Below are 25,770 nucleotides of genomic sequence, written 5' to 3'. Positions count from 1 at the left end.
AAAAGGCATAAAGAAAAATATTGTTAACCAATAGTCTTTAATCAAAAGAAAAAGGGTTGTATTAGTGATGGCTGATCAAGATGTGCGCTGGAGCCGGGCGCAGGAGCTGATGTTGGAGAATGCATTGGATGTGGAGACCATGGCTGCTTGTCTGGGGCAGGACGAGGATCGCATGCAGGCTATGTTAGGGGAAAAACCGACGCGGAAAATCACGGATGCCGTGGCGGCACAGATGGAGCAGACCTTTTCCAAGCCCAAAGGGTGGCTCGATCAGTCCGATGACGGCGGTATTACCTTTGACTTGTTTGGCGCCTGATATCAGCAGAATGCGGTAAGCCGGGGACGTTAACGCCCCCCCCGACTCTTCAGTTTCCGGTGTCTTGCTGTCGCAACAGGCGCGCAAACGGCAACCAGATTTTGACCAGTGCGGTAATGACTGCAACCAGACTGGCGGCAATCGCCAGCGGATCGGTATACGGATAACCATCTTCATGAAAGGCCAGGTAGCCCGAAGCCAGTGTCAGCAACAGGGCACTGAGTAATTTCCAGCCATGGGCCTGTAGCCACTGGAAGCGATTGACCAAGGCAACGCTCAGGCAGGCGAACAGCAGGCCGAAAGCACCACCTACCAGAATATCCAGCGGCCAGTGGGCGCCGACCATCGCGCGGCTCAGGGCGGCCGCCAATCCCAACAGCAGAATCAACAGACCAGCACTCAGGCGCTTGTTGTTCAGCCATAGCAGGCCGGCACAGCTCAGCGCGGTAAAGGAATGGCCTGAGGGGAAGCTGTGTCCTTTAAGAACGGCACCAATAATGGTGAAGCTGTCATGGCTGAGCACGGCGGCCGGGCGGGCAACGTCCAGCGTATTTTTGAAAAAATGCACAAAAACCGCGCCCAGAATCAGCAGTACCAGCGACTGGGTCAGTAATAATGGCCGGTAGCAGGCGGCAATCAGCAGCACAGCAATGGCAAACAGTGTGTCGGCGACCAGTGTCAGGTTGGCCCACAGCCAGTCAGGCAGCATGCCGCCGGCGTGATTCCACTGTAAAAACAGGGCCTGGTTAGCATTGCTCAGCCACAACAATAAGGCTGAGCTGAGCATCAGTGCTGCCAGAGTCAGCAACGGGGGGCTGCCCAGAGTCTGTTGCTGCGTCATGGCTGCTCCGCAGCAGGGGCTGGGGTTGGAGCAGAGTCTGGCGCAGCGATGCGGCGCACAATCTGAATCGGACCCGACTGGAACAGTACATCATAATATTCGCTGTCACTGGCCAGGCGGTCTTCACGGCCAAAGCCGACCTCGCCAATTTCCAGTGGGCGGCGGTGCGTCACCTTATTCAGATAAACGTTAAAGCTCGGCATATCGATGGACTGGGTGTAGACCGGCTCATCCAGCGTCTTGGCAAACTGTGCCGCTTCCCAGACCGGGCGTTGCTGCGCTTCACTGAATGCAGGCACAAAAATAAACCAGACGAACAGAGTCTGGATTCCGCCAACCATGACCAGGCGGCTCCATAACGGATAGCGGCGCCACAGAATCAGGGTCAGGCTGACGATGCCGGCCAGCGCAGCCAGAATGGCGAAGTCCTGATTAAAGTAATGTCCGGCGCGCTGGGCGACGGCAATCTCAATCGGGTTGGTCAGGCGTTGTTCGGCCACCGGAATCAGCAGCGGGAACGCGACCATTACACCAAACAACAGGGCCGGGAACAGCAGGGCGAACCAGCGGTTCTGCAGCCAGGCGTGGTAGCGCGCCATCAGGATCACCAGCGGTGTGCAACCGTACAGGATGTAATGCGGCAGCTTGGTACTGGCCAGACTGAATAACACCAGCACCACCAGAAACCAGATCCACAGGAAAGCATCCAGCGGGTCTTTGCCCGGCAGGATATTGCGTACAGACGGCACAATACGCAGCAACAGGGCACCGAATGGCGCCAGCACAAAAGGCAGTACCAGCGGGTAGAACAGGAAGCCGCCGTCGTGACCTTCCATCGCATTGTTGAAGCGGTTGACGTTGTGCTTAAGGAAGAAACCATCAATGAAGGCCTGCCCCTGTGCCTGATACTCAAGGATGTACCAGGGCGCGGCGATGGCAACGAACAGAATCCAGCCGGGAATAAAGAATATCGCGCGCAGAAACTCTGCCCGCAGGCCCTGACTCAGGTAGAACAGAGCAGCCACCATAAAGGGAATAGCCACAGCCACCGGCCCTTTGGTCAGTACACCCAGTGCCATTAACGCGTAAATCGCAACCAGCAGGCTGTTGGCGGGCTGACGGCTGTAGCTGTACATCAGCAGCAGTGTGGTGGCCAGCAGGGCATTGAGTAAGGCGTCGGCGGTGGCAACGTGGGCGATCATATTAATGCCCAGGCTGGCAGCGGCCATCAGCGCGGCGATGATGGCGGTTTTTTCATCCAGATGGCGGCGTACAAAAGCGAATATGGCCAGTGTCCAGCCCAGACCGGCCAGCGCTGAAGGCAGGCGGAAGGCCCAGACTTCGGTGCCGAATACCGAGATAGATGCGGCCTGCAGCCAGTAAATCAGGATGGGTTTGTCGAAACGCACCCGGTCGTTAAGCCAGGTGGTAATAAAGTCGCCACGCTCAAACATGCCGCGGGTCGCCTCGCTGAAGGCGCCCTCGTCATGATCAAACAGCAGATACCCATTGAGGTTGGCAAAGAAAAAGCCCACCAGAACCAGCAGCAGCCACAGCGGCATCTGCAGGCCCGGGAGGCGGTATTGCAACTTAGCTGGCATGCTGATCGTCACCACCTGAAGCGTTGGCCTCTGTCTGGGTAGTGGTTGCAGCGGTTACTGTATTTTGTTGCTGATTCCAGCCCGGTTCACCTTTGTCGGCATCGGCCGCAGGATGGTAGATCACATATTGCTGGCGCTGGGATGATTCAAAGTAAGTACGTGAAATCAGCTCAGACAATACGCCGGTGGTGAGGAATTGCAGGGCAGCAATCACACAGACCACGGCAATTAAAAACAGCGGGCGGTTGCCGATGTCTTCACCCAGAATGAATTTCACAAAAGCCAGATAGGTCATCATCAGGCCACCCATCGAACCCAGTGCCAGACCGATAGAGCCAAAAAAGTGGCCCGGACGGGCGCGATAGCGCATGAAGAAATAGACCGACAACAGGTCAAGAATCACGCGGAAGGTGCGCGAAATACCGTATTTGGATTCACCGGCAACCCGTGCGTTGTGGGTTACCACAATTTCGCCAATACGGCTTGGTGGAACGACCGCCGCCACCCAGGCCGGAATAAAGCGGTGCATTTCACCATACAGACGAACCTGTTTGATGACCGAAGATTTGTAAATTTTCAGCGAGCAGCCGTAGTCATTGATACGTACACCGGTGATTTTACCAATCAGGCGGTTGGCGATGCGCGATGGGATCTTACGCAGCACCAGATCGTCCTTACGGTTTTTACGCCAGCCGGTGAGCAGATCCAGATCATTCTCCAGCAGATGGTCGACCATGCGCGGAATATCGGCCGGATCGTTCTGCAGGTCGCCGTCGAGGGTGGCAATCAGGTAGCCGCGGGCTTCATCAATACCGGCCTGCATCGCGGCGGTCTGGCCGAAGTTACGGCGCAGTTCAACCACACGTACGTGGCTGCCGTATTTTTCGGATTCTTTTTTCAGAGCCTGAGGCGTGCCATCGGTGCTGCCATCATCAACGACCAGAAGTTCCCAGTCGCCGTTGTAACTGGCAAGACCTTCATGCACGCGTGCGACCATAGGGCCAACGTTTTCGATCTCGTTGAACATAGGAATCACTACAGACAGTGAAGGCTTCTGGGTTGCCGCGGATGTATTTGCCTCAGTCAAGGTCATTACCACTCTGTAAAAAGGAATTGCGGGCGCCATGAGCCGGTTTGATAACAGTAAAACCGGCACCGCCACGGCGCGCGATGTAAAAAGAACCGCGATCATACCCAAAAGGGGATGACAGGAAAATAACGAGCAAGGCCGCTGATGAAAACTCAGTGTGCCACCCTGTACCCTGATCGCTGTCTTTCAGTGGCTTTGTCAGCGCTGAAGTTCCCGGCGGGCAAAGATTCAGCCGTTGTCAGAGGCCGTTGCCGGCAGCCGCAGGCGCTGGGTCAGCAGTGTGATCAGAGCCGTCAGCAGCAGTGTGCTGCCCAGTACAAACAGATGCAGGTTTACCGCCGCAGCCAGTGCTTTGGCGTGATCAATGCCCCAGGGCAGAAGGCCCGCGAGTACACCAGCTTCGTAGGTGCCGGCGCCAGCCACGCCATGAATCGGTAACACACTGCTCAGTTCGCCGGTGGTCGCACCCATCCAGCTCTGGCTGTAGGGCAGATCCAGAAATTGCGCCAAAAGCCAGGCATAGACCGCCAGCTTCAGTGCCCAGTTGATCAGGGTCCAGAACAGGGCGCGGGCGAAGCTCCAGGGTGATTTGGGCAGGGCATGCATCAGCTCGGCGCCACGGTTGGCCAGTTTGCTGGGGTGCGCCAGCAGAAAACGGTTGAGGGCATTCTGCAGTGGCAGTACCAGCAGCGGCGCCGTCAGCAGGCCAGCAGCCAGCAGCAGTTTGACGCTGTTGCTGACTTCAAGTTGTGTGTGCAGTGACAGCGCGGCGAGCACCAGCAGGGCATACAGATCAAGCAGGCGCAGCCACAATAATGCCGGGCCGCTGTGACGATAGGGCACATCAAAATGCTGTTTCATCAGCAGGGGGAAGGCGGTTTCGCCGCTGCGCATCGGCAGCATATTATTGAAGAAGTTATGCAGCACGGTGATGCGTGTCAGGCGTAAAAATTGCCCGCGGCATTGCTGCCAGAAGAAGTCGTAGAAGCGCAGTGCGCGCAGTATGTAGCTCAGCAGCATCAGCAGTATGGCAATCGCAACCTGCTGCGGAGGGATGCTTTGCCAGCTCTGTACCACGGCGCCCCAGCCGTAACTGCGTTCAACCAGCCAGATCAGTGCCAGTAATAAGGTCAGCCCCAGCCAGAATTTCCACGATTTGAACACAGTGCAGCCTCGCGCTTGGTAAAGGCCGGCATGGTTGCCGCCACCCGCTGTATTGTCAAGCCAGCCGGCAGGCGTTTGCCGTTTGAATCGCCGCTGGCTTGGTATAAAGTGCGCTCCCGAAAAAGAATAAGCCGCTGGCTGAGCCAGATAGACGTTTCTGTGGATGGAGAATTGCCGTGAAAGTCCTGCTGATTAAAACCTCATCGCTGGGGGATGTATTCCACACCCTGCCGGCGCTGGAAGATGCCTGGCGGGCGATTCCCGGACTGGAAGTCGACTGGGTGGTGGAAGAAGCTTTTGCTGCGATTCCGGCCTGGCATCCGGCAGTAAAAAAAGTCATCCCGGTGGCCTGGCGGCGCTGGCGCAAAAATCTGCGTGATAAAGCCAATCGTGCAGAAATGAAAGCCTTCTGGCGTGATCTGCGCGCCACTGAATACGATGTGGTGCTCGATGCTCAGGGCCTGATTAAAAGCGCGGTATTTACCCGCATGGCCCGCGGTCCGCGCTTTGGTCTGGATAAGCACAGTTGCCGTGAGCCGCTGGCGGCGCTGGCCTATCAGCATCCGCAGGCGGTGGCAAAAGGGCAGCATGCTATTCCACGGGTGCGCCAGCTGTTTGCTCAGGTACTGGGTTATGAGGTGCCGGATGGGCTGAGTTATGGCGTTGACCGCACACGCTGGCCGCGGCCGGCGGTTGACGGTGATTACTGGCTGTTCCTGCACGGCACGACCTGGATCACCAAACTCTGGCCGGAAGCTTACTGGCGTGAGCTGGCAGCTATGGTAGCGGCCAGTGGCCGTAAAGTCGTTCTGCCCTGGGGTAATGATGAAGAACAACAGCGCGCCGAACGTATTGCTGACGGGCTGGATGGTGTTGAGGTACTGCCAAAAATGGGCCTCAATGCGCTGAATGCTTATCTGGCCCATGCGCAGGCCGTGGTTGGCGTGGATACCGGTTTATCCCATGTGGTTGCCGCGCTGGAAGTACCCTCCGTGGCGATTTATGGCGCCACCGATTCAACCCTGACCGGCGTGTTGGGGCCGCAGGTTGAAGTCATGCGCAGCGGTTACAGCGATTGCGCTCCCTGCCTGTCGAAAACCTGCCTGAAGAATGAGTCCGGCGATATTCAGCCGCCCTGTTATCGTGAGATCAGCCCGCAACGGGTGTTCGATCATTTGCTTGGCCGTCTGAACTCAGCCGGCTGATGAAATCCCCGGTAATTCGGCAGCAATAAAAACGGGCGCCATAGCGCCCGTTTTTATTGCTTTCAGAAGCGTCAGCCTGTTGTCAGCAGCGCTTTAACATCCTGCTCCAGCCCTGCTGCGCTGATGCCTTCCGGAGCCTGTGGCTGACCAACGGTTAAACCCACCCGAGACCAGAAGCGCCGTGGCGTTTTGGTGAGTGCCAGGCCATCTTTGTGGCTGAAAAAACTGCCCCATAAACCGTCCAGCGCCATCGGAATAACCGGCACTGGTGTTTCGGCGATAATACGTTCGATACCGGCACGGAAGGGTTCAATTTCTCCGCTTTGTGTCAGTTTCCCTTCCGGAAAAATACACACCACCTGGCCATCGGCTAATTCTTCTTTAATACGGCGGAAGGCCGTTTCATAAACTTCATTATTGGCCTTAGGCGAACAGATCGGAATGGCTTTGGCCAGACGGAAAAACCATTTCATCCCCGGCATTTCTGAAATACCGCGATCCATAACAAAGCGTATAGGGCGCGGACAGGCACCGGCAATCAGTAAGGCATCAACATAGCTGACGTGGTTGCAGACTAATACAACCGGGCCTTCTTCGGGAATATTCTGAATGCCTTTATGGCTTACGCGATACATGGTGTGCGACAGCATCCAGATAACAAAACGCAGGGCAAATTCCGGTACCTGCGAATAGACGTAGCCGACGACGACAATATTCATGATGGCAATCACGCAGAAATATTCGGCGATGGATAACTTCATAATCACCAGGCTGATGATGCCGAAAGCGGCACTGCCAACCATAAAAAGTGCGTTCATCACGTTGTTGGCTGCGATGGTCTGGGCGCGCATTTTTTCGTCACTGCGCTGCTGAATTAACGCCTGCAGTGGCACAACATATAAACCGCCGAACAAACTGATCAGTGCGATGTCCGCCATCATGCGCCAGTGGTCGGCATTCTGTACAAACGCCAGAGCGCTTAGGTCGGAACTGATGTTCAGACTGCTGATGGCAAAGTACAGGTCAACACCAAAAATGCTCATGCCCAATGAGCCGATCGGTACTATACCAAGCTCAATTTTGTGACCGGATAGTTTTTCGCACAGCAGCGAGCCTGCGGCTACGCCGACAGAAAACAGAGTTAACAGCAGGGTAACGATTTGCGGGTTGCCGCCTAAGTGATCACGGGCCAGATTCGGAAACTGGGTCAGGTAACTGGCGCCTAAAAACCAGAACCAGCTGATGGCCATAATGGATAAATATACGGCGCGTTGCTGGCGGGCATTACGTAACGTATTTACCAGCTCGGTAAGCGGATTCCAGTTGATGGTCAGCTGTGGATCACCGGCTGCCGCGGTTGGAATAAAGCGACTGCTGAAATAACCCAGCACGGCAAAAAAGATAACACCCGCAGCAATCCAGTATTTGGCAGCGCTTAAATCAAATAATAAACCGGCGGTAATCGTGCCGCCTAAAATGGCCAGAAAAGTACCCATCTCAACCAGTGCATTACCGCCCACCAGTTCGTCTTTATGCAGCTGTTGTGGCAGTAAGGCGAATTTTACCGGGCCAAACAATGCCGATTGCAGACCCATCAAAAACAGCAGGGTCATCATCAGCAGCATATTGTTGGTAATAATGCCGGCAGCAGCAATCAGCATGATGGCGACTTCGAGTAATTTAACGCTGCGGATTAAACGCGATTTTTCCATTTTATCGGCGATCTGGCCGGCGATGGGCGAGAACAGAAAAAACGGCAGGATAAACAGCCCGGCGGCAAGGTTGGTGTACAGTGCGGAATCTTCTTCGGCAATAATGCCGCTGAAAGCGATCAGTAATAACAGCGCATTTTTGTATAAGTTATCGTTAAACGCGCCCAGTGCTTGGGTAATAAAATACGGCAGAAAGCGGCGTTTGCCGAGCAGGGTAAACTGACTGTGCTGACTCATGGCTGATTTCCTTGTATGGCCTGTTGGTTATGCATGACGGTCTTCCTTATCGTTAATCCAGCCGGGTAAATAATGGTGCAGCAGAGAGAGAATCATGCTGTGGCCATTGATATTGCCCGGAGTAAATAATTTATCATCCAGTGCCAGCACGCAGATGCCGTGAACGCTTGCCCAGATCGTCCGTGCGCTTTGAGCGCAGTCGGCTGCCGTGGTGCCGGGTTTGAGTATGGTGAGCTGCTGTTGCAGCAGGGTGAATACGTTATCGATGCGTTGTTGCTGCCAGTCGGGCAGGTTTTCCTGTTCCGGTAACTGATGCTCAAACAGCAGTCGCCACTGATGCGGGTGCTGGCTGGCGAAGTTGAAATAACTCATGGCACAGGCTTCCAGCGCTTGTTGTGGTGAGTCTGCCTGCTCTATAGCGGCGCATAATTCACGGTATATCTGATCCAGAGTGCGGGCGTTAGCGGCCAGCAACAACAAACCATAACTGCCGAATTGGTTAATCAGCGTGCCGGGGGAATAGCCGACCTCGCGTGCAATCTGGCGCAGGCTGAGGCTGCTGGCCGGCTGCTGCTGCAGCAGATTGAGCACCGTTTCCATGGTCAGTTGTTGCAGCTGTACGGGTGTGTGATCCTGGCGGCGGGCCATGATGAGTCACCTGAATGATTTTGAACGGCGTTCAATATAAGACTGTTCTGAACGCTGTTCAATAGATTTTTTACGTCAGGAATGGGAAGGGTGGCCGGGGGTTATTTGCCCCGGTACTCGCCTGGGGTCATACCTGTCCAGGCCTTGAAGCGGCGGTGGAATGAGCGGGCCTCACTGAAGCCCAGACGGGCGGCGATATCGTTCACCGGAATATTGGTGGTACGCAGCCAGTTGGTTGCCACTTCGCGACGTAAGTCATCGAGCAGTTGCTGATAGCCGGTACCGGCCTCCTGTAAACGGCGCTGCAGTGTGCGCTCGGTCATGCCGAGTTCGGCGGCGACTTTGTCGCGCCGCGGCAGGTCTTCCTCCATCAGGCTGCGCAGCAGTGAACGGGTCTGCATCACAATCGGGTGCTTTTCCTGCAGTTCGGCCATAACGGCGGCAGCCTGCTGCTCCAGCGTAGCCAGTAATGTCGGGTCGGGCTGGCGCAGAGGTGTATCAAGAATGGGTTCCGGGAAAATCAGCGCACTGCGGTCGCTGCCAAATTCCAGCGGTGCCTGAAAAATGTCTTCATAAACAGCCAGCAGGGCGGGGGCGGGCTTGTTACGCTCGAACAGGACGCATTCGGGTTTGCCGTCCTGCATGTCCGCCAGCCAGCGGGCAAACACCAGCCAGCTGCCAAGCACGTTGTCGATCATGTGTGGGCGTACAATGGGGTCGTCGTATTGGCAGACCCAGCGCATCGCCAGGTGTGGGCCGTATTTTTCGATTTTGGTAACACCCATGTCGCCAACGATGGCTTCGTATTCCGGTGTGATGTGCAGCGCCTCGCGCGCGGTGCGGCAGTTCATCGCCATGTAGCCAACCAGGCTGTAAGAGCCGGGCTGCACATAACGTGAGCTTTTTAAGCCGAACAATGGGTCGCGGGTCTGCTCGATCAGCCAGCGGATCAGGCTCTGGAAGGCACGGCCGTGGGTGCGGCTGATGCTGTTATCCATTATGCCGTGCGGCATATTAACGGCATCCAGAGCCTGTACGGGTTCTATACCGTAGTCCTGCGCTGCGCGCAGATACTGGCGGATGGCTGCAGATGAAGCGGTACCTAATAAATCTTGAGAGTTCATCCGATGTGCATCATGTTGTTGTTATAACCGCGTGGAGTCTGGCATTGGGTTTGTCGTTGCGCTGGCTGAATATACTACGTCTCTGTCTCAAACTGTCAGTGCCAGCGTTCAGCCTTCGCTGTATCTTAGCGCTCTCTGCGAATTGGGTCTAACGGACATTTGAGGATTACAACATGGGTCGTCGCTGGAATGGTTGGGGTGATGAGAGTTATATCAAAGAGGTGCCGGCACACGGCGAGCGCCTGATTCATTCCGTCATCGGAGAAACCAAGGCTCTGACCGATGCCACGCTGGAGTCGGTGATGGCGCAGGTTCCTGCTTCCCGGCTGGCGCCCCATCCTCTGGTGGTAACGGCGGCTGAAGACCGTGTACGCCATGCCCGTGGACAAAGTTTTCCGGATTGGCTAGCCATGCGCAGTGGGGACTTCGGGGTTTTTCCTGACGGGGTTGCCTATCCGGAAACCAGCTCTCAGGTACGTGAACTGCTGGATTATGCCGTTGAGCACGATGTGGAAGTTATTCCCTATGGTGGCGGTACCTCAGTGGCCGGGCATATTACGCCGCTGGCCAGCCAGCGCGCGATCCTGACCATCGATCTGGGGCGTATGAACCAGTTGATGGAGCTGAACGAAGAAAGCCAGATCGCCACTTTTGGTGCCGGTACGCCGGGGCCACTGGTTGAAAGCCAGTTGCGTGCCCGTGGTTACACGCTGGGGCACTTTCCTCAATCCTGGGAGCTTTCAACCATTGGTGGCTGGATTGCTTCCCGCTCCAGCGGCCAGCAGTCGCTGCGTTATGGTCGTATCGAGCAAATGTTCGCTGGTGGACGCATGGAAACTCTGCTGGGAACTATGGATATTCCGACCATTCCGGCATCGTCCGCCGGTCCGGATATGCGTGAAATTACCATGGGCATGGAAGGGCGCATGGGCATCTTTACCGAAGTGAAGGTGCGTGTGACGCGGATGGCGGAAGAGGAAAAATTCTTCGTGGTCTTTATGCCTAACTGGCAGGCTGCGAAAACGGCAGTGCGTGAACTGGTGCAGAATAAAGTACCGATGTCGATGATGCGCGTGAGTAATGCCAAAGAAGCCAAAGCGCATCTGCATCTGGGCACTCAGGAAAAACAGTTTAAATTGCTGGACCGTTTCCTGCGTTTTATGGGAATGGGTGATGAGCGCTGCATGCTGACCTATGGTGTCACCGGCACTAAATATCAGAACAAAACGTCGCTGAAACAGATCCGTAAAGTATTAAAAGCTCACGGTGGTGTTGGTGGACCTCTGGCTAATATTATGGGCAGCATCTGGTCTCATGGCCGTTTTAAATTTCCGTATCTGCGTGAAACGACCTGGACGCGCGGTATTGCTGTAGACACGCTGGAAACTTCGACCGACTGGGATAATATCGATCAGTTAATGGCCGATGTGGAAAGCGCACTGGAAACTGCGCTGCGCAGCGATGGTGAAGAAGTGATGGTGTTTACCCACCTGTCGCACATGTACACTCAGGGCTCCAGTATTTACACCACGTACTTCTTCCGCTGCGCTGACAGCTACGAAGAAACCCTGGAGCGCTGGCGCAAACTGAAGCACAAGGCATCTTCGGTGATTGCCCGTGGCCGTGCGACGATTTCACATCAGCATGGTGTCGGTAAAGATCATGCGCCGTATCTGCCAGCGGAAAAAGGTGCGCTGGGTATGCGCGTGCTGAATACGCTGGTACAGGATTTTGACCCGCAACAGCGACTTAATCCGGGCACTTTGCTGGAAAAAAATAATAGCGGAAATGCGGCAGGAAACACCGTAAAAAAGACACAACAGGAGCAGGCTGAACCGTTACTGGAACAGCAGTCTTCCTGATCAGTGTAAAAACTTAATAACTACATTCTCATCAAAACGATAATCAGCAACCGCCGGACAGGATAAAAGAGCAGTATGTGGCAGACAGCATGGGTACCAGGGCAGCGTGAGCATCAGCTGGAGCAGTTAAAGAGTGCTCCGCAGCACTGGGATGTGATCGTTGCCGGTGGCGGCATCACGGGTGCGGGAATAGCCCGCGAAGCGGCGCGCCGTGGTCTGAAAGTACTGCTGCTTGAACGCCAGGATTTTGCCTGGGGTACGTCCAGCCGGTCATCCAAAATGGTGCATGGCGGTCTGCGCTATATCGCCGCCGGTGATGTGAAAACCACCATGCATTCGGTGCAGGAACGTGAGCGTCTAATGACGGAAGCACCGGGACTTGTCGATCAGATGGGCTACCTTATGGCGCATTATAAGGGCGGTTTTCCCGGACCTTTTGTATTTAATACGCTGCTGCGCATCTATGATTTTTTTGCTGGCAAACGCTACCGTCATTATTTCAAACGCGACGACTTCGAATACCTGAGTCCACTGCTGAATGAGCACGAATTAATTGGCGGTACTCAGTTTGCCGATGCGGTCACCGATGATGCCCGTCTGGTGGTCCGCGTGTTGCGCGAAGCGCAGAAAGACGGTGCTGTGGTGCTTAACTACGTTGGCGTTAAACAACTGCTGAAAGACGGTGAGCAGGTTGTGGGTGCCCGTGTGGAAGATGTGCTCACAGGCGAAGCTTATGACGTTAAGGCCGATGTCGTGATTAATGCCACCGGTGCCTGGGCGGATGAACTGCGTGGTCAGATGACCGACGAGAAAAAAATCCGTCCGGCGCGTGGCAGTCATATTGTTGTACCGGCCTGGCGTTTGCCGGTTGCGCAGTCATTTACGGCGATGCACCCGGATGATAAACGCCCGATTTTTATTTTCCCGTGGGAAGGCCGTACCGTGATTGGTACCACTGATCTGGACAATAACGGCATCGATAACAGCGAAGCCAGTATGACCCGGGCAGAGTTGGATTATTTATTAAAAGTCGCCCGTCATCAGTTTCCGAAAGCCGATCTTGCCGAAAAAGATATTATTTCCAGCTGGGCCGGCGTGCGCCCACTGGTGTCTTCCGGTGCTTTAAATCCATCGAAAGAAAAGCGTGATCACAGCGTCTGGGATGATAAAGGTCTGGTCAGTGTCAGTGGTGGTAAATTAACCACTTTCCGTCTGATTGCTCTGGATGCACTCGAAGCGGCACGTAAATACATCAAGCGTTTTCCCTCCGGTGAATTTGGTGCGCAGATTTTTACGCCGGCAGTTTCTGAGCATAAAAAATATCAGGCTCTGCCAGGATATCTGCAGAAACGTCTGAGTGGCCATTTTGGTATGGATCTGGATGCGCTGTTAAATCTGGCCAAAGAAGGTGAGATGGATGTGATTCCCGGCAGTCGTACTCTTTGGGCTGAGCTGCGCTGGTCGGCGGCGAATGAGTCGGTTAAACATCTGGATGATTTACTGCTGCGCCGTACCCGTCTCGGTTTGCTGCTGGAGCAGGGAGGACTTGGATTTACCGATAAAATCCGTGCGGTCTGTGCCGAAGAACTGGGTTGGGATAATGCTCACTTTCAGGAAGAGCTTGAGCGTTATAAAGCAATCTGGAATAAGCATTACAGCGTTCCTAAATAATATAAGCGCCATAACAGACTGCCTTTGCGGGCAGGCTGTTATGGAGTTTTATCACAACGATAAAAAGAATCAGGCAGCTCAGCAGTATGGCAAATGCGGAATATTTACTGGCAATTGATAATGGCACCCAAAGTGTACGCGTGCTGGTATTTGATCAGCAGGGTAATGAGGTTGCCAAAAGCAAAGTTACCATTGAGCCGTACTTTTCCCGTCATCCGGGCTGGGCTGAACAGGATGCTGGTTACTATTGGGAAAACCTTCAGGAAGCCTTTCGGCGCTTATGGGCGCAGGGTAAGGTAACTCCGAATCAGATTCGCGGCGTGTCACTGACAACGCAGCGCTACACCATGATCAATCTTGATGAGAATTTCCAGCCTTTACGTCCGGCCATTGTCTGGATGGACCAGCGCCAGGCTGCGGTAGAAACACCGGTTGGTGGTATCTGGGGTGTGCTGATTAAAACTCTCGGTCTGAGTCATTTAATCCGTGAGATGCGTGCAAAAGCACGGGATAACTGGATTGCCCAGCACGAACCGGATGTGTGGGCAAAAACCCGTTATTACGTGAATTTATCGGCTTGGCTGACGTATTGCCTGAGTGGTGAATTAAAAGATTCGACCGGTTCCATCGTTGGTTATCTACCCTACGACTATAAGCGTCAGCAATGGGCTAAGCCTTCCGACCTGAAATGGAAACTGCTGTCTGCTACCCGCGGGATGATGCCGGATCTGGTATCTCCGGGGGAGCAGTTAGGACAGGTTTCTGCGGCCGCAGCGGCGCTGACCGGGTTGCCGGCCGGGTTGCCGATGATTGCGGCAGCCTCGGATAAAGCCTGTGAAGTAATGGGTGCTGGTGGGCTTGATGCGCATATCGGTTGTCTGAGTTATGGCACGACCGCCACCATTAATACGACAACGGCAAAGTACATCGAAACCATTCCGTTTATTCCGCCTTATACCGCTGCCGTTCCGGGTCATTACAATACCGAAATGATGATTTACCGCGGTTTCTGGATGGTGAGCTGGTTCAAGGAAGAGCTGGCACATAATGAGCAGCGGCTGGCGGCCGAACGTGGTGTAGAGCCTGAGCAGTTATTTGATGAGCTGGTTAATCAGGTACCGGCGGGTTCTATGGGGCTGATGATGCAGCCTTACTGGTCGCCGGGTGTGCGTCAGCCAGGGCCGGAAGGCAAGGGCGCCTTAATTGGCTTTGGTGATGTGCATAAGCGCGCCCATATTTACCGCGCCATTCTCGAAGGTCTGGCGTATGAATTGCGTCAGGGTAAAGAGCAGATTGAAAAGCGCAGCCGGGTACCGATTACCCGTTTGCGGGTTTCCGGTGGTGGTTCGCAAAGTGATGCGGCGATGCAGCTGACGGCGGATATTTTTGGTATGACTGCCGAGCGTCCGCATACCAGTGAAACCTCAGGGCTGGGCGCTGCCATTAACTGTGCCGTGGGCTTGGGGATCTATCCTGATTACCGTACGGCCATCATGAAAATGACCCGTGTCGGGCAGGTATTTGAGCCCGAATTCAAAACGGTAAGACTGTATGATCGTTTATACAAAGAGGTTTACCGTAAAATGTATAAACGTATGAAGCCTTTGTATCAGAGTATTCGTGAAATAACAGGCTATCCGCAGTAAGCAGTCAGACAGACTGCATGAGCGTATTCGCTGTTTGCAGGGCATTAAGATAATGCAACTCCGTTTGTGCAGGGCTGATCCCCAGTCCCTGCAACACGTTCCAGTCGATAGATTCCCAGCGCCCCTGTTCCATGCATATTGTCGTTGAAAGAATAAAACCATAATCGCCGGAGTGGTCTGTCAGGGCTGATGTCAGGTCTGCAGGCAGGCGGAGGCGCTGGCAGATTTCTGCCAGTGGTCGGTCAAGGAATGCATCCAGCAAGGAAAACAGACCCAGGGTAAACGCGGTTTCATCATCCAGATTGGGCCAGGCAAAGACCAGGGCTTTGCACAGCAGAGCCCTTACTACTGCCTGCTCCCGTAATACCGCAGGCTTTTCCTGCAGACGGCCAAGGGCAATCAGATTAGACCAGGCCCGCAGGCGATCGAGGCCAACGATGACAATGGCGCGGGAAATTGAAGTGATTTCACGGGCAAAACCAACGGCAGCGGAGTTAACCATCTGCAGCAGTTTATAACTGAGTTGCGGGTCGGTCTGAAGGATGGTGGAGACGTCTTCAATTTTGCTGTCAGGGTCGTTAAGGATCTGCAGAAGTTGCAATACGGCCATCTGACTGTCCGGCAGCCGTTTGCCATAGACATTATCGGGATGACTGAAAAAGTATCCCTGAAACAAGGTGCAGCCTGCATCCCGGCACAGCCGGTACTCTTCTCTGGTTTCTACTTTTTCAGCCAGCCATTGCAGGTTGTGGTGCTTATATTTGTCAATCAGCGCTGGCAGCTGCCTGATATCCGGCAGGCGGCGTATGTCAACTTTCACAATATCAATCAACGGAAAAAGGGCTGCCTGGGCTTCATCTCCCTGATAGTCGTCCAGTGCAATCCGGTAGCGCAGTTTTTTCAGCTTACGCAGGGCTGTCAGGTTCTCTTCGCTTGCCGGAATGTACTCCAGCAGCTCAGCCACAAGGCTGTTGGCCGGCATAATGGGAGGGTTGTGCAGCCAGTGACTGGTGAAGTTGATAAACGCAGGCAGCCCGCCTGTGACCAGATCGATACCGATATCATTGAATGCACTGATCAGAACTTCACTGGTTGCCCGGTCACCATGCTCATTTTGCCAGGCCAGAGTGTCTTCCGGCAGAGGCCGGCACAGAAGCTCATAACCAACCACATTCAGGCTGGTGTCCAGAATCGGCTGTCGCGCCAGCAGTGGTGGGTCTGTTTTGTCCATATATTTTCCCTGATTCATCCCCTCCAGTGTAGACAGTATTTTCATGCGTTTTTGCGGCTCTTGGCTACACTTTGGTAAAGAACGGTTATTGGAGTGTTATATGAGCGGGGTTCTGAGCAGTGTTGATGCCCGTACCAAGTTGGTGGGCCAAAACCGCCTGGAGTTGTTGTTGTTTAATCTGGGTGGCAGCCAACAGTTTGCTATCAACGTGTTCAAGGTACAGGAAGTCATGCGGATGCCGCACCTGACCCGTATTCCTGACCGTCACCCGGTGGTGCGCGGCGTAACGCATTTGCGTGGTCAGACGGTACCTGTTGTCGATCTGCGTCATGCCATTCAGATGGGGCCGCTGAAGCTGAACGAAGAAGATGCCACCATTATTGTGACTGAGTACAACATGACGGTGCAGGCATTTCTGGTCGGAGGGGTTGACCGGATCGTCAATATGAACTGGAGCGAAATTTTGCCACCTCCGGGCGGAGCCGGGAGGCAGCATTATCTGACGGCTATTACCCGCATCGATGATCGTATTGTCGAAATTATCGATGTGGAAAAGGTTCTCGCCGAAATTGCACCGTACAACTCTGTGTTGTCGGCCGATGCTTACGATGATGAGCTGCTGGAAAAAGTGCGGGGCAAAGACATTCTGATCGTTGATGATTCACATGTGGCTATTCAGCAGATGCGTCAGGTTCTGGAACCCATGGGGCTGAACATTATTGAGGCGAATAATGGCCTTGAAGCTTATCAGTTATTGATGCACTGGAAAGAAGAAGGGCGGGACGTCAGTAATAATCTGGTGATGATTATTACTGACGCAGAAATGCCGGAAATGGACGGTTATATGCTGACCACCGAAATTCGCCGTGATACTGAATTGAAAGATACCTTTATTATTCTGCATACGTCGTTATCGGGGAATTTCAATAAGGCCATGGTTGAAAAAGTCGGGTGTAATGGTTTTCTGTCAAAATTTGCACCGGAAGCAATGGCAAAAGAGGTTCAGCGTCTGATGCGGGAAAAAATGAAAATGCCGCCCAGAACTGATTGATATTTACTCTGCTAACAGGAAGCGCCTTACGGCGCTTTTTTATTTTTGGTTGTCTGTCTGACCGGTCTGTATGTTGTATTGAGTATGTTGTTTGTTGTCGGGCTATCTATTAGAGTGCCCTGAACAAGGAGGGCGTATGCCGCACATTTCCCGTTTATTTATTTACCCGATTAAATCCTGTGCGCCGGTAGAGGTTGAACGGCTTGTATTTGATCGTCATGGCCCGGTTGGTGATCGCCGTTTTTTATTGGTGGATGAGCAGGGTGGTTTTATCACGCAGCGTCAGCAGCCGAAGATGGCCCGCATTCGTCCTGTGCTGGAAGAAACCGTATTGCGGGTGGATGTGGACGGCCAGGCGACATTACGGGTACCGCTGGCAGAGCAGGGGGCTTTGCGCAAAACAGTGACCGTCTGGAATGATTCTCTGCCGGCAGAGGATTGTGGTGATGATGCTGCGGCCTGGTTTTCTTCTGCTCTGGGTATCGACTGCCGTCTGGTCCGTTTGCCGGCTGACAGTCAGCGTCAGGTGGATCTGCGTTATGCTGAGCCCGGACAGTGGGTCAGCTTTGCGGATGGATTTCCTGTATTGGTTACCACGGAAAGCAGTCTCGGAGCACTGTCTGAGCGGGTCGGGCGTGACATTCAGATGGAGCGTTTCCGGCCAAATGTGGTGGTGAATGGCAGTGCTGTTTTTGCTGAGCGTCGCTGGCGGATGCTGAAACATAAAGACGGTCAGCTGGCTATTTGTAAGCCCTGTCAGCGCTGCGTTATACCAACCCGGAGTATGGATACTCTGGAGCGTGAAGCTGATGTGCTGGATGCGTTAAAAGAGCTGTGTCGTATCGATGGGAAAATACTCTTTGGCCAGAATGCCCTGGTGTCTGACATTCATCAGCTTTGTGTCGGAGATGAGTTAACAGAGCACTTTGTTGAATAAGTGCCCGGTGTTACCGGATCTGTTACCGGATCAGAAAAATTCGATATCGTCGTTAGTGCCGAAAGTATCCTGAGCCTGTTTGTCGAAATGGTGACGATAGATTTCAAGTGCTTCGGCAACGGAATGGCCAGCCATGATGTGTTCAAACATAATGCGCTCGGCTTCCATCGTGTAATTGCTTTTTATGTGCTGCTGTAAGCTGTTCCAGGCACCGGCTTTATAGCGTTGTTCGGCATTGCCGATTAAATGCCCCATCCGTTCAAGACTGTCGCCTACATGCTCAAGACGTTGGGTCAGGCGGTCATAAAACTGGAAGGCAATGATGGCCTGCTGAATTTCCTGTTGCAGCTCACTGGCAATTTCACCGGTCTTTTGTGGCAGGTCATCTCTATGAGCAGCGGCCAGTTGTACCAGTTTCTGTGAGTTATCCGCCATGGCGGTAAAGCTGCTGGTCAGCTTATTGATAGACTGATTTCCCTCATGCAGTGAGGTGTCTATCTGAGCGATAGCAAGAGCCAGCATGGTCAGGGTTTCACCTACCTGGCTCCAGTCAACTTCATGGTCAGCGGTTTTTCCGTACCCGCCCAGAGTGTGGCGTTGTTGTTGGCTCATTCAGATTCTCATTGCAGCGACTGCTTCAAGCATAGATGAGAATCTGAAGGTTGCCTGCGGATCAGTTTTCGTCTTTGTTCTGCAGTCGCAGCAGCAGGGCCGAGGTATCGAGCCTGCCGGCTCCCATTGACTGCAGTTCCCGGTAATAGTCATTTACCAGTCTGGTTACAGGAAGGTCGGTGTTGTTGCGCAGGGCTTCTTCGAGGCAGATATCCAGATCTTTACGCATCCAGTCGATGGCAAAGCCATGCTGGTACTCGCCTGCAATCATTGTTTGATTACGGTTGCTCATCTGCCAGCTGCCGGCAGCGCCCTGAGAAATCACACCCATTACTTTGTCACGATCTAAACCCGCTTTTTCGGCGAAATGCAGTCCTTCGGCAAGCGCTTGTATCAGTCCGGCAACGCAGATCTGATTGACCATTTTGGTTTTCTGGCCGCTGCCAATCTCTCCCATGCGCTCAATGGCACGGGTATATGGTGTGGTAATGGTCCGAATGTCGCTGAAATCACTGACCTCGCAGCCGACCATCAGACTCAGTTGACCATTGATGGCACCTTGCTGACCGCCGGATACCGGCGCATCGCAGAAGCGCAGTCCTGCGTTTTTGGCGGCTGATGCCATCTCTTCCGCCAGAAGGGCTGAGGTGGTGGTGTGATCAATGATTAATGTGCCGGGATTCATCGCCGCGATGGCGTTGTGCTGGCCGGTCAGAATGTCGCGTACATCATCATCGCGGCCGACGCAGAGAATGACGGCGTCGCAATGGCGGACGGCATTGCTGATATTATCAAAGCCCTCGCCGTTGTATTTGCTCAGCCATTGCGCTGTGCGGGCAGGGGTGCGGTTGTACACCCTGACGGAGTGGCCATTGTTGGCAAGATGGCCAGCCATTGGATAACCCATGTTGCCAAGTCCGATAAATGCCAGTGTTGCCATTGAAGTCTCCTGTAACAGAAATAAAAAAGCCGCTCAGTGAGCGGCTTTTTATACAACTAACCGGTTAGCCCGGGTAGTCGCGTTTTGGGTGGCCAGTGTACAGCTGACGTGGACGACCAATGCGGTAATCGCTGCTGATCATCTCGTTCCAGTGTGCAATCCAGCCTGGGGTGCGGCCGGTGGCGAAGATTACGGTGAACATCTCGGTTGGGATGCCAATCGCTTTCAGGATGATACCAGAGTAGAAATCTACGTTCGGGTACAGGCCACGCTTCACGAAGTATTCGTCTTCGGTTGCGATTTTCTCCAGCTTCATGGCGATTTTCAGCAGAGGATCATCTTCCATACCCAGTTCAGCCAGAACTTCATCACAGGTCTGTTTCATAACCTTGGCGCGTGGATCGAAGTTCTTGTAAACGCGGTGACCGAAGCCCATCAGACGGAATGGATCTTCTTTATCTTTCGCTTTGGCGATGAACTTGTCGATGTTGGACTCGTCACCGATTTCAGTCAGCATGTTCAGTACAGCTTCGTTGGCGCCACCGTGAGCAGGACCCCACAGTGCCGCAATGCCGGATGCGATACAGGCGAATGGGTTGGCACCGGTAGAGCCGGCCAGACGTACAGTAGAAGTCGAGGCATTCTGTTCATGGTCGGCGTGCAGCAGGAAGATGCGATCCATAGCCTTGGCCAGAACAGGGCTGATTTTCTTCTCGTCACACGGAGTGTTGAACATCATGTGCAGGAAGTTTTCGGAGTAGCTCAGTTCATTACGTGGGTACATGAATGGCTGACCGATGGAATATTTGTAAACCATAGCTGCCAAAGTTGGCATTTTCGCAATCAGACGGTGCGCAGAAACTTCGCGGTGGTGCTGATCATGGATGTCCAGTGAGTCATGGTAGAAGGCTGACAGGGCGCCAACAACACCACACATTACCGCCATCGGGTGAGCGTCGCGGCGGAAACCATTAAAGAAGTGGCTCAGCTGCTCGTGCACCATGGTGTGGTTTTTAATGGTGTTAACGAAGGTTTCTTTTTCCTGCGCGTTTGGCAGTTCGCCGTGCAGCAACAGGTAGCAGGTTTCTAAATAATCAGATTTTTCCGCCAGTTGATCGATCGGGTAGCCACGGTGCAGCAGAACACCGGCAGCGCCGTCGATATAGGTAATTTTTGACTCAGTTGCGGCGGTCGACATGAAACCCGGATCGTAGGTAAACAGGCCTTTGCCAGAGAGGCTGCGAACGTCGACAACATCAGGTCCCATAGAGCCTTCGTAAACCGGAAGTTCCAGAGTTTCTTCTATGCCGTCAACTTTCAGTGTTGCTTTTTTGTCAGCCATGGATAGGCCTCCTGCTGTTCAAAATTTAGCCTTAAATATAAGGCGGACCTAAAAAGAAAGGGCACAACTATAGGTTCTGAACTCCGTTTGTCAATTACCCAGCGGTCGAGCAGCCATAAGCAGCCGCGTCTAGTATAGTCCTGCTGCGGTAATGTCACCTGATCTGCTGCATTTGTGTACTGCCTGTACGATAGCGGCGCAGACTGTTTGTAAATCAACGGGTGGGTGACTATAATTTGTCGCGACCTGAAACTTGTGCAAATCTTGTACAAGGAATCAGGTATCTTCTTGAGCCTGCGCTTAACGCCTGCTTCGTGCGGAGTTGTTAAGCCCATATGAGAGTGTAAGAGCCGTGAATAGCAATAGACCTACAAATTTAGATCTGACTACTATTGAGCTCCCACTTCCCGGCAAAGCCTCCATCATTCATCGTATCTCCGGTTTTATTCTGTTCTTCGCTGTGGCTTTTATGCTGTGCGCGCTGGCGGCATCCCTGGAGTCAGCAGAAAGCTTTGCTGAACTGAAATCGGTGTTTGATAACGGTTTGGTTAAATTCATCACCTGGGGCATTTTGTCTGCATTGGGTTACCACTTGGTAGCGGGTGTTAAGCACCTGTTGATGGATATGGGAATTGGTGAAACCAAAGAAGGCGGTCGTACCGGTGCCATCATTACCTTGGTATGTGGCGTGATCGTAATCATTCTGGCGGGAGTTTGGGTATGGTAACAAGTGTCACCAATTTGGGCCGCAGTGGTCTGTACGACTGGGTTGTTCAGCGCGTTACCGCTGTTATCCTGGCGCTCTACACTCTGTTCCTGCTGGGCTTTGTGATTGCCTCTCCGGATATGCAATACGGACAATGGCAGGGCCTGTTTGCCTGCATCTGGATGAAAGTATTCAGTCTGGCCGCCCTGATCTCAATCTGTGCACATGCCTGGGTAGGTATGTGGACCATTTCAACTGACTATCTCAAAGCCGCCGCAATCCGTTTTGCGTTCCAGCTGGTATGCGCAGGATTCCTGTTCGTTTACCTGGTTTGGGGTATCGACATTCTCTGGAGTGTGTAAGTCATGTCTAAAATCAGAACCATGTCCTTCGATGCTATCGTAATCGGTGGTGGTGGCGCGGGTATGCGTGCTGCGCTGCAGTTGACCGAAGCTGGCATCAAGACCGCATGTGTGACCAAGGTTTTCCCAACCCGTTCGCACACTGTTTCAGCGCAGGGTGGTATCACCTGTGCGATTGCGTCAGCGGATCCTAATGATGATTGGCGCTGGCACATGTATGACACCGTTAAAGGTTCAGACTATATCGGTGACCAGGATGCTATTGAATATATGTGTTCAGTAGGTCCGCAGGCTGTTTTCGAACTGGAGCATATGGGTCTGCCATTCTCCCGTACTGAAGAAGGCCGTATTTATCAGCGCCCGTTCGGTGGCCAGTCGAAAGGTCCGGATAACCCGACTCAGGCAGCCCGTACCTGTGCGGCGGCTGACCGTACCGGTCACGCTCTGTTGCATGCTCTGTATCAGGGTAACCTCAAGGGCGGTACTACCTTCCTTAATGAATGGTATGCCGTTGATCTGGTGAAAAATGCCAAAGGTCAGGTTGCTGGTGTTATCGCGATTGATATCGAAAGCGGTGAGACCCTGTACCTGAAAGCCAAGGCAACTGTTCTTGCTACCGGCGGTGCCGGTCGTATTTATCAGTCCACAACCAATGCTCTGATCAATACCGGTGACGGTGTTGGTATGGCAATCCGTGCCGGTGTGCCGATGCAGGATATGGAAATGTGGCAGTTCCACCCAACCGGTATTGCTGGCGCGGGCGTTCTGGTAACAGAAGGCTGTCGTGGTGAGGGTGGCTACCTGGTAAACAAAGACGGCGAGCGCTTCATGGAGCGTTATGCCCCTAACGCCAAAGACCTTGCAGGTCGTGACGTTGTTGCCCGTTCTATGGTTCTGGAAATTCTGGAAGGCCGTGGTTGTGGTGAAGATGGTGATCACGTATTCCTGAAGCTGGATCATCTGGGTGAAGAAACCCTGAATGCCAAGCTGCCAGGTATTCTTGAACTGTCCCGTACCTTTGCACATGCTGACCCGGTAAAAGAGCCGATTCCGGTTGTTCCAACCTGTCACTATATGATGGGCGGTATTCCAACCAATATCGGTGGTCAGGCATTGACCCAGGACGAAAACGGCAACGATGTTGTTGTTGAAGGTCTGTATGCTGCCGGCGAAATCGCTTGTGTATCCGTGCATGGTGCCAACCGTCTGGGTGGTAACTCACTGCTTGACCTGGTGGTATTCGGTCGTGCTGTGGGTCTGCAGGTTGAGAAGAGCTTTAAGGATGGCTTTGAGGCAGTTGATGCTTCTGAAGAAGATATCGAACGTGCCATGGCCCGTCTGAATCGTCTGAATAACTCGACTACCGGTGAGTCTGTGGCTGCTGTTCGTGCAGATCTGCAGAAAACCATGCAGCTGTACTTCGGTGTATTCCGTGAAGGCCCAAGCATGGAAAAAGGTCTGGCGATGCTCGACGAAATTGGTGAGCGCGTTAAGAACACCATGCTCGAAGATAAGAGCGGTCCATTCAACACTGCCCGTATCGAAGCGCTGGAACTGGATAACCTGTTCGAGACCGCTTATGCCACAGCAGTTGCTGCAATTGAGCGTAAAGAGTCACGTGGTGCTCATGCCCGTAACGACTTTACTGAACGTGACGATGAGAACTGGCTGTGCCACTCATTGTACTTCCCGCAAACCAAGACCATCGGCAAGCGTGCTGTGAACTTTGCTCCTAAAACTGTGGCAGCGTTCCCTCCGAAAGTCCGTACTTATTAATAGGGGAGTATTGAAATGTTAGTGAGTGTATATCGCTACAATCCGGAGAAAGATCAGGCTCCTTACATGCAGGATTACGAAATTAACGTACCTGGCAATAAGGACGTGATGATTCTGGATGTGCTGGCTCTGGTTAAAGAGCAGGACCCGACTCTGGCTTACCGCCGCTCATGCCGTGAAGGCGTGTGTGGTTCTGATGGTATGAACATCAACGGTAAAAACGGTCTGGCCTGTATCACACCGATTTCTGAAGCAACCAAAGGCAAAATGGATAAGCTGGTGCTGCGTCCTCTGCCAGGTATGCCAGTGATCCGTGACCTGGTCATCGACATGGCGCTGTTCTACAAGCAGTACGAAAAGATCAAGCCTTACCTGGTGAACAATACACCAGCTCCGGCTATCGAACGTCTGCAGAGCCCTGAAGAGCGTGAAAAACTGGATGGTCTGTACGAGTGTATTCTCTGTGCATGCTGTTCTACTTCCTGCCCGTCTTTCTGGTGGAATCCGGACAAATTCGTTGGTCCGGCAGGTCTGTTGCAGGCTTACCGCTTCCTGGCGGATAGTCGCGATACCATGACACAGGAACGATTGGCGGAATTGAGTGATCCATTCAGCGTATTCCGTTGCCGTGGCATCATGAATTGTGTCAATGTGTGCCCGAAAGGATTGAATCCAACGCGCGCCATTGGGCACATCCGTAATATGCTGTTATCCCAGCAATTATAGGAAAAGCACCACTGACGACCGGTGGTATTAGACGTAAGTGGGCTGGACACACAGCCCGCTTACGTTGACAATTTTTCAAAAATAGACCTCACAAAGTTCTATTTTTAACTAAGCTGAATTTTTAGTTGAGGGAGCGGGGAATCCCCGGTTCACCTCAGAGGCCTTGCGATCTATCCGGTCGGCCCTCTATCCTGCCTAGCGCTAGAGTCGGTGCGTACACTCTGTGGGTGATTTCCCTCGTTTATTCAAAAACAGGGTGGTCGTACATGCACGAGCAGACAATGGAGCAACTTTGGAGCACCTCTCAATTAGCGGGAGGTAATGTTGCTTATATGGAGGAGCTCTTCGAAACCTACCTCAGAGACCCCAATGAGGTTCCCGAAGAGTGGCGCAATTATTTTGATCAGTTACCACGCGTCGACGAAAACACTTCCGTAGATACTCCCCATAAGCCCATTCGGGAACAGTTTCTTCTTCTTTCCAAAAACCAGCGTCGTTCCCGTCCTGTATCCCAGGGAGCTGTCAGCTCTGATCATGAACGTAAGCAGGTTCAGGTATTGCAGTTAATCAATGCCTACCGCGGTCGTGGTCATCAGCATGCCAAGCTGGATCCGCTCGATCTGATGGAACGTCAGAAAGTCCCGGATCTTGATCTTGCATTTCATGGTTTATCCCGGGCCGATCTGGATACTGTTTTCCAGACCGGCTCTTTGTTTATTGGTCAGGATGAAGCCTCGCTGAATGATATTCTTGCAGCGCTGGATATGACCTATTGCGGTACCGTCGGTGCCGAATATATGCACATCGTGAACACCGCAGAACAGCGCTGGTTTCAGCAGCGACTGGAAAGTGTTCGCGCCCATCCTAAATTCGGCAGTGAAGTTAAACTCCATCTGCTCGAGCGTTTAACGGCTGCCGAAGGTCTGGAAAAATATCTGGGTTCCCGTTATCCGGGGGTTAAGCGTTTTGG

23 protein-coding genes are annotated in these 25,770 nt (G+C 53.2%); 12 read left to right on the top strand and 11 right to left on the bottom strand.

Annotated features, from left to right (window positions below):
• Positions 1–67: 67 nt before the first annotated feature.
• Positions 68–316 carry a hypothetical protein gene (locus B3P58_RS00520; RefSeq protein ID WP_145468918.1) on the top strand — a complete coding sequence of 83 codons (249 nt, stop codon included), beginning with the start codon at positions 68–70 and terminating at the stop codon, positions 314–316.
• 49 nt (positions 317–365) lie between these two features.
• Here the strand turns inward: B3P58_RS00520 and B3P58_RS00515 are convergent, their stop codons facing one another.
• The 4 genes from B3P58_RS00515 to B3P58_RS00500 all read right to left on the bottom strand — a co-directional run bounded on the left by B3P58_RS00515 (position 366) and on the right by B3P58_RS00500 (position 5,012).
• A complete protein-coding gene (locus B3P58_RS00515) occupies positions 366–1,157 on the bottom strand; it encodes a phosphatase PAP2 family protein (protein ID WP_286715180.1) in 792 nt (263 codons plus the stop codon).
• Positions 1,154–2,758 (bottom strand): ArnT family glycosyltransferase, encoded by a 1,605-nt coding sequence (locus tag B3P58_RS00510; protein WP_286715177.1) that lies wholly within the window; start codon positions 2,756–2,758, stop codon positions 1,154–1,156. Before B3P58_RS00510 ends, B3P58_RS00515 begins: the two co-directional genes overlap by 4 nt.
• Positions 2,748–3,851, bottom strand: coding sequence for a glycosyltransferase family 2 protein (locus B3P58_RS00505; RefSeq protein ID WP_286715174.1), 1,104 nt, complete (start codon positions 3,849–3,851; stop codon positions 2,748–2,750). Before B3P58_RS00505 ends, B3P58_RS00510 begins: the two co-directional genes overlap by 11 nt.
• A 225-nt stretch (positions 3,852–4,076) precedes the next feature.
• Complete coding sequence (locus B3P58_RS00500; protein ID WP_286715171.1) at positions 4,077–5,012, bottom strand: lysylphosphatidylglycerol synthase transmembrane domain-containing protein; 936 nt, start codon at positions 5,010–5,012, stop codon at positions 4,077–4,079.
• A gap of 176 nt (positions 5,013–5,188) precedes the next feature.
• Between B3P58_RS00500 and waaC the strand changes: the two genes are divergently transcribed.
• Entirely contained in the window at positions 5,189–6,217 is a 1,029-nt protein-coding gene (gene waaC / locus B3P58_RS00495) for a lipopolysaccharide heptosyltransferase I (RefSeq protein ID WP_286715168.1), read from the top strand.
• A 71-nt stretch (positions 6,218–6,288) separates the two neighbouring features.
• Here the strand turns inward: waaC and B3P58_RS00490 are convergent, their stop codons facing one another.
• The 3 genes from B3P58_RS00490 to B3P58_RS00480 all read right to left on the bottom strand — a co-directional run bounded on the left by B3P58_RS00490 (position 6,289) and on the right by B3P58_RS00480 (position 9,938).
• The gene (locus B3P58_RS00490) at positions 6,289–8,166 is read right to left on the bottom strand and encodes an MFS transporter (RefSeq protein ID WP_286715165.1); all 1,878 of its coding nucleotides are present in this window, start codon (positions 8,164–8,166) and stop codon (positions 6,289–6,291) included.
• A 27-nt stretch (positions 8,167–8,193) separates the two neighbouring features.
• Positions 8,194–8,814, bottom strand: a complete 621-nt coding sequence (locus B3P58_RS00485) for a TetR/AcrR family transcriptional regulator (RefSeq protein ID WP_286715162.1) — start codon at positions 8,812–8,814, stop codon at positions 8,194–8,196.
• A 101-nt stretch (positions 8,815–8,915) separates the two neighbouring features.
• Positions 8,916–9,938 (bottom strand): AraC family transcriptional regulator, encoded by a 1,023-nt coding sequence (locus tag B3P58_RS00480; RefSeq protein WP_145468910.1) that lies wholly within the window; start codon positions 9,936–9,938, stop codon positions 8,916–8,918.
• A 173-nt stretch (positions 9,939–10,111) separates the two neighbouring features.
• Between B3P58_RS00480 and B3P58_RS00475 the strand changes: the two genes are divergently transcribed.
• The 3 genes from B3P58_RS00475 to B3P58_RS00465 all read left to right on the top strand — a co-directional run bounded on the left by B3P58_RS00475 (position 10,112) and on the right by B3P58_RS00465 (position 15,117).
• The gene (locus B3P58_RS00475; RefSeq protein WP_286715155.1) at positions 10,112–11,800 is read left to right on the top strand and encodes an FAD-binding oxidoreductase; all 1,689 of its coding nucleotides are present in this window, start codon (positions 10,112–10,114) and stop codon (positions 11,798–11,800) included.
• A gap of 75 nt (positions 11,801–11,875) precedes the next feature.
• Positions 11,876–13,471 (top strand): glycerol-3-phosphate dehydrogenase/oxidase, encoded by a 1,596-nt coding sequence (locus B3P58_RS00470; RefSeq protein WP_286715152.1) that lies wholly within the window; start codon positions 11,876–11,878, stop codon positions 13,469–13,471.
• 86 nt (positions 13,472–13,557) lie between these two features.
• Positions 13,558–15,117 (top strand): FGGY-family carbohydrate kinase, encoded by a 1,560-nt coding sequence (locus B3P58_RS00465; RefSeq protein WP_286715149.1) that lies wholly within the window; start codon positions 13,558–13,560, stop codon positions 15,115–15,117.
• A 4-nt stretch (positions 15,118–15,121) separates the two neighbouring features.
• Here B3P58_RS00465 and B3P58_RS00460 read toward each other — a convergent pair whose 3' ends face one another.
• Positions 15,122–16,393 (bottom strand): EAL and HDOD domain-containing protein, encoded by a 1,272-nt coding sequence (locus B3P58_RS00460; RefSeq protein ID WP_230332010.1) that lies wholly within the window; start codon positions 16,391–16,393, stop codon positions 15,122–15,124.
• A gap of 55 nt (positions 16,394–16,448) precedes the next feature.
• Here B3P58_RS00460 and B3P58_RS00455 point away from each other — a divergent pair, with 55 nt between their 5' ends.
• Complete coding sequence (locus tag B3P58_RS00455; protein WP_286715144.1) at positions 16,449–17,399, top strand: chemotaxis protein CheV; 951 nt, start codon at positions 16,449–16,451, stop codon at positions 17,397–17,399.
• Positions 17,400–17,535: 136 nt separating this feature from the next.
• Positions 17,536–18,336 carry an MOSC domain-containing protein gene (locus B3P58_RS00450; RefSeq protein ID WP_286715142.1) on the top strand — a complete coding sequence of 267 codons (801 nt, stop codon included), beginning with the start codon at positions 17,536–17,538 and terminating at the stop codon, positions 18,334–18,336.
• Positions 18,337–18,366: 30 nt separating this feature from the next.
• On the opposite strand, the gene B3P58_RS00445 is transcribed toward B3P58_RS00450, so the two are convergent.
• The 3 genes from B3P58_RS00445 to gltA all read right to left on the bottom strand — a co-directional run bounded on the left by B3P58_RS00445 (position 18,367) and on the right by gltA (position 21,230).
• Positions 18,367–18,948: a hypothetical protein gene (locus tag B3P58_RS00445; protein ID WP_145468904.1), complete on the bottom strand. Its 582-nt coding sequence runs from the start codon at positions 18,946–18,948 to the stop codon at positions 18,367–18,369.
• 61 nt (positions 18,949–19,009) lie between these two features.
• Entirely contained in the window at positions 19,010–19,906 is an 897-nt protein-coding gene (locus B3P58_RS00440) for an NAD(P)-dependent oxidoreductase (protein ID WP_286715204.1), read from the bottom strand.
• A 46-nt stretch (positions 19,907–19,952) separates the two neighbouring features.
• Positions 19,953–21,230 (bottom strand): citrate synthase, encoded by a 1,278-nt coding sequence (gene gltA, locus B3P58_RS00435; RefSeq protein ID WP_145468902.1) that lies wholly within the window; start codon positions 21,228–21,230, stop codon positions 19,953–19,955.
• Positions 21,231–21,582: 352 nt separating this feature from the next.
• Between gltA and sdhC the strand changes: the two genes are divergently transcribed.
• The 5 genes from sdhC to B3P58_RS00410 all read left to right on the top strand — a co-directional run.
• Positions 21,583–21,957: a succinate dehydrogenase, cytochrome b556 subunit gene (gene sdhC, locus B3P58_RS00430; RefSeq protein ID WP_145468901.1), complete on the top strand. Its 375-nt coding sequence runs from the start codon at positions 21,583–21,585 to the stop codon at positions 21,955–21,957.
• The gene (gene sdhD, locus B3P58_RS00425; RefSeq protein ID WP_225691980.1) at positions 21,951–22,298 is read left to right on the top strand and encodes a succinate dehydrogenase, hydrophobic membrane anchor protein; all 348 of its coding nucleotides are present in this window, start codon (positions 21,951–21,953) and stop codon (positions 22,296–22,298) included. The genes sdhC and sdhD overlap by 7 nt, the downstream gene beginning before the upstream one ends.
• Positions 22,299–22,301: 3 nt before the next feature.
• Positions 22,302–24,074 (top strand): succinate dehydrogenase flavoprotein subunit, encoded by a 1,773-nt coding sequence (sdhA, locus tag B3P58_RS00420; protein ID WP_145468899.1) that lies wholly within the window; start codon positions 22,302–22,304, stop codon positions 24,072–24,074.
• Positions 24,075–24,089: 15 nt separating this feature from the next.
• Positions 24,090–24,800: a succinate dehydrogenase iron-sulfur subunit gene (locus tag B3P58_RS00415; RefSeq protein ID WP_145468898.1), complete on the top strand. Its 711-nt coding sequence runs from the start codon at positions 24,090–24,092 to the stop codon at positions 24,798–24,800.
• A 266-nt stretch (positions 24,801–25,066) separates the two neighbouring features.
• On the top strand, positions 25,067–25,770 hold a 704-nt coding region (locus tag B3P58_RS00410; RefSeq protein ID WP_414716551.1), incomplete at its 3' end, for a 2-oxoglutarate dehydrogenase E1 subunit family protein.

It is taken from the genome of Thalassolituus sp. UBA2009 (genome assembly GCF_002335285.1).
In the GTDB taxonomy this organism is placed as follows: domain Bacteria; phylum Pseudomonadota; class Gammaproteobacteria; order Pseudomonadales; family Oceanobacteraceae; genus Venatoribacter; species Venatoribacter alkanivorans.
Note: the sequence above shows the minus strand (reverse complement) of the source record. Positions and strands in the feature narration are given on the sequence as shown.